The following is a 15,255-nucleotide window of genomic DNA, read 5'->3' as shown; positions in this document are numbered from 1 at the left end:
GCGGGTTACGAACCGGTCGGGTTCGATCATTTCGCTTTACCGGGAGACGACCTTGCCCGCGCGGCGCGCGAGGGACGGCTGCACCGGAATTCTCAGGGCTTTACCGATGATGCCGCGTCCGCACTGATCGGATTTGGTGCCAGCGCCATATCCGCCTTTCCGGATCGATTCGTTCAGAACATGAAATCCAGCGGACAATATCGCAGTTTCGCCGGCGCTGGCCACCTGCCCGGTGCGCGCGGTGTGATCCGCACACCGGAAGATCGCAAATCGGGTAGGATGATCGAATCGATCCTGTGCCACGGTCACGCATCAGTCCGGCCGGACGAACTTCCTACGGAAGCCGTTGAGATGCTCGATGCGCTGCAAACGATCGGCCTCATAGAATGGAATGGCGACCGGCTCTCGGTTTGCGGAGAAGGTCGTCCCTATTTGCGGTATATTTCCAGCCTGTTCGATCGGCATCGGCAAAGGAGCTGCGGCACATTCAGCCCCTCTGTATAAACCGGCATTTTGACGCGTTTGCTCGTTTCCGGCCTGTCAAGCGAAGTCGGTCCGTCTTGCCGAACGGGCGCTTCGGGCCAACCTTGGCTCCGAAGCTCCATGGCGCGCGAGAAATGGACCGCGGGGAATGCCAGCATTTGGGAACTAGGAAGTCATGTGCCCATGTGATGAGGTTTGCGGATATGTCCGCGCGCTTGCTCTCCTGACCCGCTCACTACCCCGAAGATCGAGACGCCGCGCGGGAAAGCCATATGTCTTTGAAAACTGGTGCTGCTGGAGAGAATTGAACTCTCGACCTCACCCTTACCAAGGGTGCGCTCTACCCCTGAGCTACAGCAGCATCGGGCCTGTCTGGAGGCAGGGCGCGCCTATGGCGATATGGGGGGTGGTTTGTCAAGAACAGGCTTGGCTTGAACGCGGCGCGGCGGCAGGGTGGCGCGATGACAGAGGGCAAGGACGCCAAGGGAAAAGACGAGCGCGCTAGACGCCTTGCCGAGGAGCTTCGCAAGAACCTTCGCAAGCGCAAGGGGCAGCCGAGCGACCGCAAGCGGAAAACCGACCCGCCCGAAACGGACTAGGGCATCGGCGCGCCGCAATCGCCGCAGGCGCGGAAATAGCTGTCGATCGCCCACCAGCCGATGCCGGCGATCAGGATCACCAGCCCGACGATGAGCATCTTGCGCCGCATGGTGTGGCCGCTCCTAACCCAGCGGCGCGCAAACCTCGCCGAGCCAGGCGGCGGTCGCCGCGTCGAGCTGCGGACCGATTTTCGCGATCACATCCGCATGGTAGCCGTCGACCCAGTCGCGTTCGTGCGGCGACAGAAGCGACAAGTCGATCAGGTTGCGGTCGATCGGCGCGAAGGTCAGCGTTTCGAAGCCGAGCATCACCGCCTCGCCGCCCTCGATCTCGCGCTCGTGCACGGCGACGAGATTCTCGATCCGGATCCCGTATTCGCCGCCCTTGTAATAGCCGGGCTCGTTCGAAAGGATCATCCCGGCGCATAGCGGCTCGTCCCACCCGGTGCCCGGATAGTTGGCCGCGCTGATCCGCTGCGGCCCTTCATGAACGCCGAGATAGCTGCCGACGCCGTGACCGGTGCCATGGCCGTAATCGAGCCCCGCCGCCCAGAGATACTGCCGCGCGAACCCGTCGAGCTGGCTGCCGCGCGTGCCTTTGGGGAAGATCGCGGTGGCGAGCGCGATATGGCCTTTCAGGACACGAGTGAACCGGTCCTTCATCTCGGCCGTCGGCGTGCCGACGATGACCGTGCGGGTGACGTCGGTCGTGCCGTCGGGATATTGGCCGCCGCTGTCGCAGAGGAAGATGCCGTCCATTTCGAGCGGCAGGCTCGATTCCTCTGTCACGCGGTAATGAGGGATCGCGGCGTGCGGGCCGGCGGCCGAAATCGTGTCGAACGAGGTATCGCGTAAGAGGTCGCTTTCCTCGCGGAACTGCTGGAGCCGGGCCGCGGCGGACATTTCGGTGAGGCCGCCCTTCGGTGCCTCGATCGAGAGCCAGTGGAGGAAGCGCGTCAGCGCCGCGCCGTCGCGCAGGTGCGATTCGCGCGATCCCTGCAGCTCGACCGGGTTCTTGATCGCCTTGGGCAGCACGGCGGGCTCGCGCTGCGCGACAATCGTCGCGCCGCCCTCGTCGAGCGCGCGGAAGATCGCGGCGACCGCGCGTTCGGGATCGGCGATGACGCGCTTGCCCTTCAGGCTCGTCAGCGCGCCCTCGAAGGCGCCGCGCTCGTGCACGCGCACGCCGTTGCCCAGATGGCGGGCGACTTCGTCATTCATCTTGTCGGGTTCGACGAACAGGTCGGCGGTGCCGTCCTTGTGCACGATCGAATAGGCGAGCGCGACCGGCGTGTGATCGACATCGGCGCCGCGCACGTTGAAGGTCCAGGCGATCGAATCGAGCGCGGCGAGCACGGCGGCATCGACATTCTTCTTCGCCATGTCGTCGGCCATGTCCTGCCGCTTTTGCGCCGAGGACTTGCCGGCATGCTTATCGGCATGGACGATGAGCTTGGCGTCGGAAGGCAGCGGCTTGTCGGGCCAGATGGCATCGATCGGGTTGGTGTCGACCGCAACGAGCCGGGCGCCCTTTTCGGCCAGCGCCTTTTCCGCCGCCTCGACCCATTGCCGGGTGTGGAGCCACGGGTCGTAGCCGATTTGCGCGCCGTCATCGGCATGCTCGCCGAGCCAGTCGGCAACGCTCGTGCCCGGGATGCCCACATATTCCCAATTCTTGCCGTCGACCTGTTCGCGCACCTGCAGCGTGTAGCGGCCGTCGGTGAAGATCGCCGCGTCCTCCGGCATGACGACGGCGGTGCCGGCCGATCCCTGGAAGCCCGTCAGCCAGGCGAGGCGCTGGGCGTAGCTGCCGACATATTCGCTCATATGCTCGTCGGTCAGCGGGACGACGAAGCCTGCGAGCTTCCTGCTCGCAAGTTCTTCGCGCAGGGCTTTGAGGCGATCTTCATAGGTGGACATGGCTTACCTCTTATCTGAAGCCCGTTAGGGCTGAACCTGTCGAAGCCCGCTTCTCCTGCCGAGAAACGCCCTTCGACAAGCTCGGGGCTAACGGTTTGCTATTTCTCTCGTCATTCTATCCTTCTACATGGCCGCGATCCAGCCATTCGGAAAGGCCCGCCATGCCGCACCGTACCGTGTTCGCCGCCGCGCTGCTTCTCTTCGCCGCGCCGGCCTTTGCCCAAGACGAAAGTTCGCCCGTGACAGAGACCGCCTCCGCCCTGCCCGCACCTCCTATCGCCGATCGCCGTCCGCACAGCTTCACCGCGCACGGCGTCACGATCGAGGACCCGTATTTCTGGCTCAAGGACCAGGGCTATCCCGAAATCGACGACGAGGACGTGCTCGAATATGTCCGCGCCGAGAACGAATATTTCGAAGCGGTGATGGCGCCGCACCAGCCGCTGATCGATACGCTTTACGCCGAAATGCGCGGCCGGATCGCGGAGAACGACGCCAGCGTGCCGGTCCCCGACGGGCCGTACGAATATTGGTATGCCTATAATGAGGGCCAGGAATACCGGATATGGAAGCGGCGCCCGGTCGGTGGCGGTGCAGAGGAAATTCTGCTCGACGAAAATGCGCTGGCCGAAGGGCAGGAGCAGTTCAGCCTCGGCACGATCCAGGTCAGCCCCGATCACCGGCTTCTCGCCTATTCAACCGACACCGATGGCTCGGAGCGCTATGTGCTGCGCTTCCGCAATCTCGCAACCGGCGAAGATCTGCCCGACGCGATTCCGGGCATCAATGGCGGTGTCGTCTGGGCAGCGGATTCGGCGAGCATAGTCTACACGCCGGTCAACGAGAACTGGCGCACCGAGGTGGCGATGCACCATGTGCTCGGCACCGAAGCGTCCGCCGATACCGAACTCTATCGGGAGACCGAGGAGGGGATGCAGCTCGGCATCGATCAGACCCAGTCGCGCCGCTTCCTGACGATCAACGCCGGCGACAATGTCTCGAACGAAATCCGCCTCGTCCCGCTGGCGGATTTGACCGCCGATCCCATCCTCGTCTCGCCGCGTGTGACCAACCGGCTTTACGATGTCGAGGACTGGCCGAGTGAGGAAGCCGGGGACCGGCTCTATATCCTGTCCAACCAGGATCATGTGAATTTCACCGTCTACACCGCGTCGCTCGATGAACCCGGCACCTGGGGCAGCACGATCGGAGGATCGGACGATTATTACATCACCGGTCTGACGGTGTTCGAGGATTTCTTCGTCGTCGAAGGGCGCGAGCGCGGGCTCGACCAGATCGATATCTGGCCGCACAGCTTCGCGCCGCCGACGCGGATCGCCTTTCCCGAAGCCAGCTACGAGGCGGGCCTCGGCCCGGTCGCTGAGTTCGATGTCGATACGATCCGCGTGGATTACGAGTCGATGGTCACGCCGGACACCGATTACAGCTACGACATCGCATCGGGCGAGCTGACGACGCTCAAGGTGCAGCAGATCCCCTCGGGCTATGACGCCAGCCTGTACGTTACCGAACGTCTCGAGATCGAGGCGCGCGACGGCACGATGGTGCCCGTCAGCCTCGTCCATCGCCGCGACGTGACGCCGGGCCCCGGCACGCCGATGCATCTCTATGCCTATGGCGCCTATGGCTATGCCGTACCGCCCGGCTTCTCGACGCGGCAGCTGAGCCTTGTCGACCGTGGTTTCGTCTTCGCGATCGCGCATATCCGGGGCGGCGACGATCTGGGCTATCAATGGTATCTCGACGGCAAGCTCGACCGGCGGCGCAACACCTTCAACGATTTCGTCGACGTTGCACGCGGGCTTACTGAGCGCGGGATATCATCGCCAGGCCGGATCGCGATTTCGGGCGGATCGGCGGGCGGCGAGCTGATGGGCGTCGTCGCCAACGAGGCTCCCGAGATGTGGGGCGCGGTCGTTGCCGAGGTCCCGTTTGTCGATGTGCTCAATACGATGATGGACGAAAGCCTGCCGCTGACGCCGGGCGAATGGCCCGAATGGGGCAACCCGATCACCGATCCGGCGGCGTTCGAATATATCCGCAGCTATTCGCCCTATGACAATGTCAGCGCGCAGGATTATCCGCCGATCATGATCACGGCCGGGCTCAACGATCCGCGCGTCACCTATTGGGAGCCGGCGAAATGGACGGCGCGGCTGCGCGCGACGCGCACCGATGACGACCTCACCGTGCTGCGCACCAATATGGGCGCGGGGCATCAGGGCCAGTCGGGGCGCTTCCAGTCGCTGATCGACGAGGCGCAGGCCATGGCCTTCATGCTGACGCAGCTCGGGGTGGAGGAGTAGGCGCTCAGGAAAGCCGTTGGGGCAACGGACCGATGCCGAAATCCTTCTCCCATATCATCACCGCCGGTCCGGACGACATCGACGTCAACGGGCACGTCAACAATGCCGTCTGGGTCCAGTGGATCCAGGATCTTGCCGTTGCGCACTGGCGCAGCGCAGCGAGTGCCGAGCAGGATGCGCGCTGGGGCTGGGTCGTGACGCGGCATGAGATCGACTATCTGCGCCCGGCCTTCGAGGGCGATGAGGTGACCGGGACGACCTGGGTCGAGGATGCGGCGCGTGGTGCGCGGTTTACGCGGCACATGGAGTTCGTCGGTGCCGGCGGAAGGCCTTGCGTCCGCGCCGTCACGACATGGGCGATGATCGATCGCGAGCGAGGCCGCCCGGCGCGCGTGCCGGAGGATGTCGTGCGGTTGTTCGTGGCGGAAAACTGAACATCAGGGATTGCGTGTTCAAGGGCCGTTAGGGCTGAGCTTGTCGAAGCCCGTTTCGCGATATGAGAGGCGCCCTTCGACAGGCTCAGGGCTAGCGGCTGTTTTGCGGTTATTTCCCGAACCGAAAGTCCTGACAAACTATCTCAGAGCATCGACGATCGCGTGCAGCGCGGCTGGCTCGCTGACGAAGCCGATATGGCTGCAATCGACCTCGCGGGTCCGGTCGGCTTCACCCGGGGCACCGCAGGCGCAATGCGCCGAGACGACGCCGTCGCGGCGGGACCACAGCGCGGTCGTCGGTACGGGCGGCTTTTCGCACGGATCGCAATCGATCGGCGGTGCGTCGACCTTGTGCCCGGCCACGAACTCATAGGCGCGCCAGGCGCGGTTTTGGCGCAGGTCGCCCGAAAACGGGCTGCCCAGCGTGACAACGCGGTCGACATGCCTGGGCTGCAACTTGGCCAGTTCGCGCGCGATGACGCCGCCGAGGCTCCAGCCGATCAGCGTTACGGGCCGACCAGTGGCGTTCCCGATCTCGGCCAGCCGCGTCTCGAGCCGTGGCATGGTGTCGCGCTTGACGCCGAAATTGCGGCCCTGATGCCAGCCGAATGTATTGAAACCCAGCGTATGAAGCACCGAACGCAGCACGCGCATCGACCGGTCCGAGGCGAGGAAACCGGGAACGAGCAGCACCGGCCGCATGGCACCGTCGATCGCGAAAGCCCGCGGATCGATGGTAACCGGCCGGCGGTGCCTCCCGCGCGCGCACAGCGCTGCCTCGCGCAGCAGATTGCCCCAGGCGGGGCGATCCGCCTCGGGACGAACGAAGCCGAGCGAATCGGCGGCATGATGCGGTGCGGTGGCCATTGTCACTGAAACGTAACAATAGCGGCACGGTTCCTCAATCGGGTTAACGCGCGGATGTAATAATCTGCGTCAGAAATTTCCTTCGCCGGCGATGACGCGGACACTGCCCGGCCAGGCGCCGTAGGAGTGGGACAGAATCCCGTTTCGCGCCGAACCTGTATAGCTTTGCAGCCCTTCGGCTCGCCGGACGAGGATGACGCCGCCATTCTCGCCGATCATCCCGGCATGAACCGCCGCCCGGCATAGCCGAGACCCGTCGGTATAGGGACCCGACCCGAACACCTCGCCGTCTTCCGTGTCGCGGGTCAGGCACAGGCAGCGCAGCGACAGGCCGAAGGCAAGGCGCGAGCCGTCGTCCGGGCAGCGTGCGACCGCTTCGTTGTCGCCCTCGTCGCGGCGCAGGAAGCGGATCGAGCGCGTGGCGGCGCTCCACCCGCGAGAGGTGACGCTCTGCCGCGTGCTGCCACGATAGCCGGATCGGCCCTGTTCGATGCGGAAACGCACCATGCCGCCGCGATCCGTGAGCGTCCCGCCATGGACTGCTGCCCTGCAAATTCTCGAATCGTCGGTATAGATGTCCGTGCCCCAGACGCCGCCGCCGCGCGTGTCATCGGCCGAGCAGCGGCAGCGATGGATGCCGGTTTCCTCGATGGCGCGCGCGTCGATCGGGCAGGCGTCGAGCGTATCGGGCAGGACGTTCGCCGTCTCGCCCGAAAGCTGCACCCAAATCGCCAGAAGCATCGCGATCATCGCGCCACCCGCCGCCCCGTCATCAAAAGCTGACTTGCGCCTAGCATCGCCCTATGACGCGTCAATGGCAGGGAAGAACGCGGTCATCATAGGCGGGGGGCATAACGGGCTTGTCTGCGCCTGGTATCTCGCGCGCGCCGGATGGAAGGTGACGATCTGCGAGGGGCGCGAGGTCATCGGCGGGGCGGCGGTGACGGAAGAATTCCACCCCGGTTATCGCAACTCGACGGCGAGCTACACGGTGGGGCTGCTCGATCCCGAAATCATCGCCGATATGAAGCTGCACGACCATGGCCTCAGGATCGTCGAGCGGCCGGTGTCGAACTTCCTGCCGCTCGATGACGCAAACTACCTGATCATGGGCGGGGGACGCAGCGCGGCGGAGGTCGCCAAATATTCGCAGGCCGACGCGGCGATGCTGCCCAAATATGAGCGGCGGCTCGGCGCCGTGGCCGATCTGCTGCGCCATCTGACGCGGCAGGTGCCGCCCAATGCCGGGGGCGGGCCGGGCGACCTGTTCCGCGCCATCGGGGCGGGGCGCGCGGCCCTCAAACTCCCGATCGAAGCGCAACGCGATGCGATCGATCTCTTCACCCGCTCGGCCCGCGAATTTCTCGACCAGTTCTTCGAAAGCGAACCGGTGAAGGCCGTTTTCGGTTTCGACAGTGTTGTCGGCGCGTGGCACAGCCCGGACACGCCGGGATCGGCCTATGTGCTGCTTCACCATGTCTTCGGGGAGGTGAACGGCAAGCAGGGGCAATGGGGGCATGCGATCGGTGGTATGGGATCGATCACCCAGGCGATGGCGAAGGCGTGCGAGGAAGCGGGCGTGACGATCCGGCTCGGCGAACCGATCGCCTCGGTCCTGACGGACGGCGCGCGGGCCGAGGGCGTCGAGACCGTCGCGGGCGAGCGCATCGTCGCAGATATCGTCATCGGCAACTGCCATCCCAAGCGGCTGCTGCTCGACCTGCTCGATCCCGGGCTGCTCAATCCGTCGCTCCGCCGCCGGATCGAGGGGCATGTCTCGGGTTCGGGTACGTTCCGGATGAACGTCGCACTTTCCGCGCTGCCCCGCTTCACCTGCCTTCCCGAACCCGGCCCGCATCTTTCGAGCGGAATCATCATCGCGCCGAGCCTCGATTATATGGACGCGGCCTGGCGCGATTCACGCGATCATGGCTGGTCGAAGGCGCCGATTGTCGAGATGCTGATCCCCTCGACGCTCGACGACAGCCTGGCGCCGGAGGGCCATCACGTCGCCAGCCTGTTCTGCCAGCAATTCGATCCGGCCTTCGACTGGGACACGCACCGCGACGCAGCGGTCGAGACGATCCTCGATACGGTCGAGGCCCGCGCGCCCGGTTTCCGCGACAGCATCGCGGGCCATCTCGCGCTCTCGCCGCTCGACCTCGAACGCCGCTTCGGGCTGATAGGCGGCGACATCTTCCATGGCCGGATGTCGCTCGACCAGCTCTGGGCGATGCGGCCGCTGCTGGGGCTGGCCGATCACCGCATGCCGCTTCCCGGGCTCTACCTGTGTGGATCGGGCGCGCATCCCGGCGGCGGCGTGACCGGCCAGCCGGGGCGCAACGCCGCGCAGGTCGTCATTCGCGACGGCCGCCCGCGTCTGTTTCGCGGCAACCGCCCGCCTTTCGGCTTTCGCGAGTAAAGCACGCTTGGTAGGCGTTGGTGAAAGCGAGCAAACGGGGAACCAGCGGATCTTGGAACGGCTCAACGTCCTGATCATCATCACGGACCAGCACAATGTTCATGCGCTGGGCTGCTACGGCAATGACGCCATCGATACGCCGAACCTAGACAGGCTCGCCGCGCAAGGCATCGTCTTCGACAATGCGATCACCCCGAGCGGTGCCTGCCGGCCGGCCAAGATGTCGATCTTCACCGGGCTCCATCCGCGCACCCATGGGCTGCTCGATGGCCGTGCCGAAACGCCCAAGGGCTGGCAAACGCTGGGCGAGATATTCCGTGACGCCGGCTATCGCACCGGCCTGATCGGCAAGCACCATATGCCCGATGCGGTCCAGACCTTCGGCTTCGAGGCGCTGAGCCGCGGGCCGAGCCCCAGGAAAGGCGGACCCGAAAGCGGCGGCAGGGTCGGGCCGAGCCGGCTGCCGAACGAGGAACATTCCACCGGCGTCATCGCCACCGACACGATGACATTCATCGACGATCACGTCGACGAGCCCTTCTTCCTGATATCCTCGCAGTTCGCGCCGCACCGGCCGATCTTTCCGTCGGAGCCATGGGCCAGCCGCCACGACCCGGCGACGATCGCGATGCCGCCCAATCATGATTATGCGGCGGGCCGGCTGCCGGGGCCGCTCGAAACGTTGCGCGAAAAGTCGGCGGAGATGCACGAAGGGGCGCAGGCGGAAACGCTCGCCTATTATTACGGGCTCGTCTCGCAGGTCGATCACAATATCGGCCGCCTGATCGACCGGCTCGATCATCACGGCCTGCTCGAGAAGACGGTGATCCTCTTCCTGTCCGATCATGGCGAGATGATGGGCGAGCATGGCGCCTGGACGAAGGATGTGTTCGGCTATGACGCCGTCGTCCGCATTCCGCTGATCTGGCGCCTGCCCGGCGGGGAGCAGAGCGGCACGCGGCGCACGCAGCTCGCCAGTTCGCTCGACGTCATGCCGACATTGCTCGACCTGACCGGCCTCTCGGCCGAACACGCAATGGAAGGGCGATCGCTGGTCCCCGAGATGCACGATGCCAGCGTGGCGGGACCGGAATTCGACGTGTCCGAACTGTTCGGCGTGCACAACGTCAGATTTTGCTCGACGGTGCGGACGGGGCGCTGGAAATATTTCCGGATCGCCAGCCCGGATGCGCGCGACGACGAATATCTGTTCGACCTCGCGGCCGATCCATGGGAGATGCGCGACCTCTCCACCTCGCCCGATGCGCGCGCGGCGCTCGACCGCTGCCGCAACTGGCTCGATGGCTGGCAGCGAGAGACCGGCATGTGCGAGATGGCGCGCGCCCAGCTCGCCGGGTCGGGCTTCGATCCCGATACATTCGCCTGACCGGGACACAAAAAGGGCGGCGCGGGATTTCGCCCGCACCGCCCCTTTGCACTCGCACGCTGATTGCGCCGATCAGCCTTCTTCGACGGTGAAGCTGCCCGAATAGCTGCCATAGTTGCGCGTCGTCACGCCATTGGCCGTCGAGCCGGAATAGCTTTCCAGGCCGCCGGACGGCGTCACGGTCACATTGCCGCCATCGGTGCCGATCACGCCGGCATGGACGGCCGCGACGCAGATCGCCGAATCGTCGGTATAGGTTTCCGAGCCCCAGACGGTGCTGGTGGATGAAGCCGCGGCGGGGCTGCACGAGCATGTCAAAGCGTCGGTGGTCCCGCGCATGCTTACGGCGCTGCTCGGGCAGGCCTCGATCGCGGCAGCTATCTCTTCCGGCGGTTCGCCCAGAGCCGCGCCTTCAAAGGCGTAGCTGCCGCCATAGCGGCCATAGTTGCGCGTCTCGACGCCATTGGCTTCCGACATGGTGTAGCTTTCGCGTCCCGGCAGGAAGTTGATCGTCACATTGGCCGGTCCGTCGGCGAGCAGGCCGGCATGCATCGCGGCGCGGCAGACGCGCGAATCGTCGGTATAGGGACCCGAACCCCAGACAGTGCCTTCTTCGGCCGCTTCCGGGGTGCACGAACAGGTGAACGGATCGCCCGATCCGCGCATCGTGGCGACCTGATCCGGGCAAGGATCTGCCAGCACGACTTCCTCTGTCTCTTCTTCCGTCGCATCTGCCTCTTCGGCGTCGCCGCCATTGTTGCACGCGGCGAGCAAGCCGATCGACGCCACCGCCGACAGCATGATCATTTTCCGATTCGACATGAACATCCCCTATTTTTCGTTTTTCCATCAACGAGTTGCAGTTGCCGCCCGAAAACTGCGATTGGCAGCCTATCCCGGTCCCGCCGATTTGCCAAATCCGCGCCGTTTCCGGACCTGTCGGACCCGTTCGAAACCCGGCCATTGGCCCTGACGACGCAACATCCTATGTGTGGGGCCGAACCCAATCGGAAACGAAAGACGCGGACCGAAATGATCGAAGTCGAGTGGTGGGAATTTGACGATGAGGAAACGATGGCGGCCGAGGTGGCCGGCGACATCGGCTTCATCATCGAAAAGGCGGTCGAGACCAACGGCAAGGCCGAACTGGCGCTGCCGGGCGGCCAGACACCTGTGCCGATGCTCGAAAAGCTCGCGACGCGCGATTTCGCCTGGGACAAGGTGAAGGTCATGCCGACCAACGAGCGCATCGTGCCCGAAGGATCGGATCTTTCGAACTACGAGATGCTCAAGCGCATCCTCGGGCCGACCGGCGCGGAGATCCAGCCGCTGATCGACCATCATCAGGAATGGAGCACCAGGGAAGCGGGGCAGAGCGCCGATGCGCGGCTCGCCGGGTTCAGCTGGCCGATCGACCTTGTCTGGCTCGGCATGGGCGAGGACGGATCGACCGCCTCGATCTTCCCTGCACAGATGGAGAATGCGCTCAACGTTCCGCGCGGCCGCCGCGCCGTCGGCGTGACGCCCGATCCGATGCCGGAAGAGGCGCCGGTCGATCGGGTGACGATGACCAAGGAAGCCTTGCTGTCCGCGCATACGATGATCGTCACGCTGTCGGGATCGCGCCGAAAACAGATGCTCGAAAAGGCGCTCGACGACGGCGTCGGATCGACGATCCCGATCGGCCGCGTGCTCGCCGAAGCGCAGGTGCCTGTCGATATCTATTGGGCGAAAGCCTAGAAAACTCCTCTGGCGCCACACGCCAAGCCCGCTATGTTCCTTCTCAACGGCACATATGATGCCGGCGGGAGGAGAGGGTCATGGGCGACAATATATCCGATACCGATGCCAGCACCGATGAACGCGCGCGCGACTATTGGCGGGCGAATGTCCGGCTGCTCGCCGTGCTGCTGGCGATCTGGTTCATCGTTTCCTTCGGCTGCGGCATCCTCTTGCGCGACTTTCTCGACCAGTGGCGGATCGGCGGCTATCCGCTCGGCTTTTGGTTCGCACAGCAGGGATCGATCTACGCCTTCATCGCGCTGATCGTCATCTACGTCCGCCGCATGCGCGCCATCGAAAGGCGGTTCGGACTTGGCGATGAATAGGGCGTTCGCATCCACCCCCATCGTCATTCCCGCGAAGGCGGGAATCCAGCTCCCGCGGTCGGTGATGGATTCCCGCCTTCGCGGGAATGACGGGGATTTCGCAGCATGACCACCCAGGCGCTCATCTACCTCTTCGTCGGGCTTTCCTTCGCGCTCTATATCGGCATCGCACTCTGGTCGCGTGCGGGATCGACGTCCGAATTCTACGTCGCGGGCGGGCATGTCGGGCCGGCGGTCAACGGCATGGCGACGGCGGCGGACTGGATGAGCGCGGCGAGCTTCATCTCGATGGCCGGGCTGATCGCCTTTCTCGGCTATGACGGCAGCGTCTATCTGATGGGATGGACCGGCGGCTATGTGCTGCTCGCGCTGCTGCTCGCTCCTTATTTACGCAAGTTCGGCCAGTTCACCGTGCCCGATTTCATCGGCACGCGATACTATTCGAAGACCGCGCGCGTCGTCGCCGTCATCTGCCTGATCTTCATCAGCTTCACCTATATCGCCGGGCAGATGCGCGGGGTCGGCATCGTCTTTTCGCGTTTCCTCGACGTGCCGGTCGATCTCGGCGTAATCGCGGGCATGGCGATCGTCTTCGTCTATGCCGTGCTCGGCGGGATGAAGGGGATCACCTATACGCAGGTCGCGCAATATTGCGTGATGATCTTCGCCTATCTCGTCCCCGCCTTCTTCATCAGCTTCCTCGTCACCGGCAATCCGATCCCGCAAATGGGGCTCGGCGGCACCGTCGCCGATGGATCGGGGGATTTCGTGCTGCAACGGCTCGACGCGACGCTGACCGATCTCGGCTTCACCGCCTATACCGAAGGCACCAAATCGACGATCGACGTCTTCTGCATCACCATGGCGCTGATGGTGGGGACGGCGGGGCTGCCGCACGTCATCGTCCGCTTCTTCACCGTGCCGACCGCGCGCGACGCGCGCAAATCGGCGGGCTGGGCGCTGGTGTTTATTGCTTTGCTCTATACAACAGCACCGGCGGTCGGCGGCTTTGCGCGGTTGAACTTCACCGAGACCGTCAACGAGACGGCCTATGCCGAGGCGCCCGGCTGGTTCACGAGCTGGGAGTCGAACGACCTCATCGCCTTCAACGACCGTAATGGCGACGGTGTCATGCAATATCGCAGTGGCGCCCCGTTCGAAGGACCGCCCGTCTTCACCGGAGAAACCGGCGAAGCGGGTGAGCGGCTCGTCTCCAACGCCCCCGCGGAGGGCGAGAACGAGGTCTATGTCGACAACGATATCATGGTGCTCGCCAATCCTGAGATTGCCAACCTGCCCGGCTGGGTGATCGCGCTCGTCGCGGCGGGCGGGCTGGCGGCGGCCTTGTCGACGGCGGCGGGGCTGTTGCTCGTCATATCGGCGGCGGTCAGTCACGATTTGCTCAAACAGACCTTCCGCCCGCAAATCACCGAAAAGGGCGAGCTTCTCGCCGCCCGCCTCGCCGCGACGGCCGCGATCGTGGTAGCGGGCCTGCTCGGCATCTATCCGCCCGGCTTCGTCGCGCAGGTCGTCGCCTTCGCCTTCGGGCTGGCTGCCGCGTCGCTCTTCCCGGCGATCCTGCTCGGCATCTTCTCCAAGCGCATGAACAAGGAGGGCGCAATCGCCGGAATGGTGACGGGCCTCGCCTTCACCTTCCTCTACATCGCCTGGTTCAAGCTCTGGATGCCCCAGGCGAATGTCGCCGAAAACTGGCTGTTCGGCATCTCGCCCGAAGGGATCGGCGTAATCGGCATGCTCCTCAACTTCGCCGTCGCGCTCGCCGTGTCGGCGGTGACAAAATCGCCCCCGGTCGAGATCCGCCGCCTTGTCGACGATATCCGCCTGCCCTCGGTGAAAGCCTCTTCATGACGCACGATTTCGACGCCTGGCGCGCCCGCTCGCCTTTCTACGATGAAACGCACGACCAGCTCGCGCAAAGCGTCCGCACCTTCATCGAGCGCGAAGTCGAGCCCTATATCGATCAGTGGGAGGCCGACCGCGAACTCCCCCGCGAACTCCACAAGAAAGCCGCCGAAGCCGGCATCCTCGGCCTGCGCTATCCGGAGGAATATGGCGGGCACAGCGAGGGCTTCGACGCGTTCCACGGCCTCGTCCTGACCGAAGAGCTGGCGCGGCCTGGCGCGGGCGGGCTCGGCGCGTCGCTGATGACGCACGGCATCGGCCTGCCGCCGATCCTCGCCATGGGCAGCGAAGAGCTGAAGCAGCGTATCGCACCGCCGGTACTCGCCGGCGAGAAGATCATCGCGCTCGGCATCACCGAAGCCTCGGGCGGGTCGGACGTCGCCAAGCTCAGGACCACCGCAAAACGCGACGGCGATGATTATATCGTCAACGGCGGCAAGATGTTCATCACCTCGGGCATGCGCGCCGATTACCTCACAACCGCCGTTCGCACCGGCGGCGATGGAGCGGGCGGCATCTCGCTTCTCCTGATCGAGATGGATCGCAAGGGTGTCTCGCGCACGCGGCTCGAGAAGATGGGCTGGCATTGCTCCGACACCGCCAGCATCCATTTCGACGACGTCCGCGTCCCCGCCGAGAATCTGATCGGCCCGGAAAATGGCGGGTTCATGGGGATCATGCGAAATTTCAACAGCGAACGGCTCGGCATGGCGATGGGCTGCTGCGCCTTTGCCCGCGTCTGCCTGCGCGAAGCCGCGGACTATGCCGCGCAGCGCGAGACCTTC

The 15,255-nt window shown here is 64.7% G+C and carries 13 protein-coding genes, 1 tRNA gene and 1 pseudogene; 10 read left to right on the top strand and 5 right to left on the bottom strand.

The genetic code is table 11. The annotated features are described in order from the left end of the window. Positions 1-504: pseudogene (locus Q0139_RS05025) on the top strand (coproporphyrinogen III oxidase); the annotation flags it as partial. A gap of 265 nt (positions 505-769) precedes the next feature. Here Q0139_RS05025 and Q0139_RS05020 read toward each other — a convergent pair. Then, positions 770-844, bottom strand: a tRNA-Thr gene (locus tag Q0139_RS05020). 100 nt (positions 845-944) lie between these two features. On the opposite strand from Q0139_RS05020, the gene Q0139_RS05015 reads away from it, so the two are divergent. Then, a complete protein-coding gene (locus Q0139_RS05015; protein WP_298018397.1) occupies positions 945-1,082 on the top strand; it encodes a hypothetical protein in 138 nt (45 codons plus the stop codon). A 123-nt stretch (positions 1,083-1,205) separates the two neighbouring features. On the opposite strand, the gene Q0139_RS05010 is transcribed toward Q0139_RS05015, so the two are convergent. Next, positions 1,206-3,002, bottom strand: coding sequence for an aminopeptidase P family protein (locus tag Q0139_RS05010; protein ID WP_298018394.1), 1,797 nt, complete (start codon positions 3,000-3,002; stop codon positions 1,206-1,208). Positions 3,003-3,163: 161 nt separating this feature from the next. Here Q0139_RS05010 and Q0139_RS05005 point away from each other — a divergent pair, with 161 nt between their 5' ends. Both Q0139_RS05005 and Q0139_RS05000 read left to right on the top strand, forming a co-directional pair. After that, a complete protein-coding gene (locus Q0139_RS05005; RefSeq protein WP_298018391.1) occupies positions 3,164-5,329 on the top strand; it encodes a S9 family peptidase in 2,166 nt (721 codons plus the stop codon). Between the two features lie 32 nt (positions 5,330-5,361). Further along, positions 5,362-5,763 carry a thioesterase family protein gene (locus tag Q0139_RS05000; RefSeq protein WP_298018389.1) on the top strand — a complete coding sequence of 134 codons (402 nt, stop codon included), beginning with the start codon at positions 5,362-5,364 and terminating at the stop codon, positions 5,761-5,763. Positions 5,764-5,901: 138 nt separating this feature from the next. Here Q0139_RS05000 and Q0139_RS04995 read toward each other — a convergent pair whose 3' ends face one another. Together Q0139_RS04995 and Q0139_RS04990 are read right to left on the bottom strand one after the other, a co-directional pair. Further along, complete coding sequence (locus Q0139_RS04995) at positions 5,902-6,630, bottom strand: alpha/beta hydrolase (protein WP_298018387.1); 729 nt, start codon at positions 6,628-6,630, stop codon at positions 5,902-5,904. A gap of 69 nt (positions 6,631-6,699) precedes the next feature. Beyond that, complete coding sequence (locus Q0139_RS04990) at positions 6,700-7,380, bottom strand: LCCL domain-containing protein (protein WP_298018385.1); 681 nt, start codon at positions 7,378-7,380, stop codon at positions 6,700-6,702. 64 nt (positions 7,381-7,444) lie between these two features. Here Q0139_RS04990 and Q0139_RS04985 point away from each other — a divergent pair, with 64 nt between their 5' ends. Then, positions 7,445-9,052 carry an NAD(P)/FAD-dependent oxidoreductase gene (locus Q0139_RS04985; RefSeq protein WP_298018382.1) on the top strand — a complete coding sequence of 536 codons (1,608 nt, stop codon included), beginning with the start codon at positions 7,445-7,447 and terminating at the stop codon, positions 9,050-9,052. 52 nt (positions 9,053-9,104) lie between these two features. Then, positions 9,105-10,439, top strand: a complete 1,335-nt coding sequence (locus Q0139_RS04980) for a sulfatase-like hydrolase/transferase (RefSeq protein ID WP_298018380.1) — start codon at positions 9,105-9,107, stop codon at positions 10,437-10,439. 72 nt (positions 10,440-10,511) lie between these two features. Here the strand turns inward: Q0139_RS04980 and Q0139_RS04975 are convergent, their stop codons facing one another. Next, the gene (locus Q0139_RS04975) at positions 10,512-11,261 is read right to left on the bottom strand and encodes an LCCL domain-containing protein (protein ID WP_298018377.1); all 750 of its coding nucleotides are present in this window, start codon (positions 11,259-11,261) and stop codon (positions 10,512-10,514) included. Between the two features lie 210 nt (positions 11,262-11,471). On the opposite strand from Q0139_RS04975, the gene pgl reads away from it, so the two are divergent. The 4 genes from pgl to Q0139_RS04955 all read left to right on the top strand — a co-directional run. Beyond that, positions 11,472-12,179, top strand: coding sequence for a 6-phosphogluconolactonase (gene pgl, locus Q0139_RS04970; RefSeq protein ID WP_298018373.1), 708 nt, complete (start codon positions 11,472-11,474; stop codon positions 12,177-12,179). An 80-nt stretch (positions 12,180-12,259) separates the two neighbouring features. After that, the gene (locus Q0139_RS04965) at positions 12,260-12,547 is read left to right on the top strand and encodes a DUF4212 domain-containing protein (RefSeq protein WP_298018370.1); all 288 of its coding nucleotides are present in this window, start codon (positions 12,260-12,262) and stop codon (positions 12,545-12,547) included. A 105-nt stretch (positions 12,548-12,652) separates the two neighbouring features. Beyond that, positions 12,653-14,416 carry a sodium:solute symporter family protein gene (locus Q0139_RS04960; protein WP_298018367.1) on the top strand — a complete coding sequence of 588 codons (1,764 nt, stop codon included), beginning with the start codon at positions 12,653-12,655 and terminating at the stop codon, positions 14,414-14,416. Next, positions 14,413-15,255, top strand: an 843-nt coding sequence (locus Q0139_RS04955; protein ID WP_298018364.1) for an acyl-CoA dehydrogenase family protein, incomplete at its 3' end; no start/stop codon positions are given. The genes Q0139_RS04960 and Q0139_RS04955, both read left to right, overlap by 4 nt.

Origin of the sequence: uncultured Parasphingopyxis sp. (assembly GCF_937129435.1) — a bacterium.
GTDB lineage: Bacteria > Pseudomonadota > Alphaproteobacteria > Sphingomonadales > Sphingomonadaceae > Parasphingopyxis.
Note: the sequence above shows the minus strand (reverse complement) of the source record. Positions and strands in the feature narration are given on the sequence as shown.

Excerpts from the sequence above, each read along its gene's own strand:
- Q0139_RS04990 (WP_298018385.1), bottom strand. The coding sequence starts at position 7,380 with ATGATCGCGATGCTTCTGGCGATTTGGGTGCAGCTTTCGGGCGAGACG.
- Q0139_RS05010 (WP_298018394.1), bottom strand. The coding sequence starts at position 3,002 with ATGTCCACCTATGAAGATCGCCTCAAAGCCCTGCGCGAAGAACTTGCG.
- Q0139_RS05015 (WP_298018397.1), top strand. The coding sequence starts at position 945 with ATGACAGAGGGCAAGGACGCCAAGGGAAAAGACGAGCGCGCTAGACGC.
- Q0139_RS04985 (WP_298018382.1), top strand. The coding sequence starts at position 7,445 with ATGGCAGGGAAGAACGCGGTCATCATAGGCGGGGGGCATAACGGGCTT.
- Q0139_RS04965 (WP_298018370.1), top strand. The coding sequence starts at position 12,260 with ATGGGCGACAATATATCCGATACCGATGCCAGCACCGATGAACGCGCG.
- Q0139_RS05000 (WP_298018389.1), top strand. The coding sequence starts at position 5,362 with ATGCCGAAATCCTTCTCCCATATCATCACCGCCGGTCCGGACGACATC.
- Q0139_RS05005 (WP_298018391.1), top strand. The coding sequence starts at position 3,164 with ATGCCGCACCGTACCGTGTTCGCCGCCGCGCTGCTTCTCTTCGCCGCG.
- Q0139_RS04960 (WP_298018367.1), top strand. The coding sequence starts at position 12,653 with ATGACCACCCAGGCGCTCATCTACCTCTTCGTCGGGCTTTCCTTCGCG.
- Q0139_RS04995 (WP_298018387.1), bottom strand. The coding sequence starts at position 6,630 with ATGGCCACCGCACCGCATCATGCCGCCGATTCGCTCGGCTTCGTTCGT.
- Q0139_RS04975 (WP_298018377.1), bottom strand. The coding sequence starts at position 11,261 with ATGTCGAATCGGAAAATGATCATGCTGTCGGCGGTGGCGTCGATCGGC.
- pgl (WP_298018373.1), top strand. The coding sequence starts at position 11,472 with ATGATCGAAGTCGAGTGGTGGGAATTTGACGATGAGGAAACGATGGCG.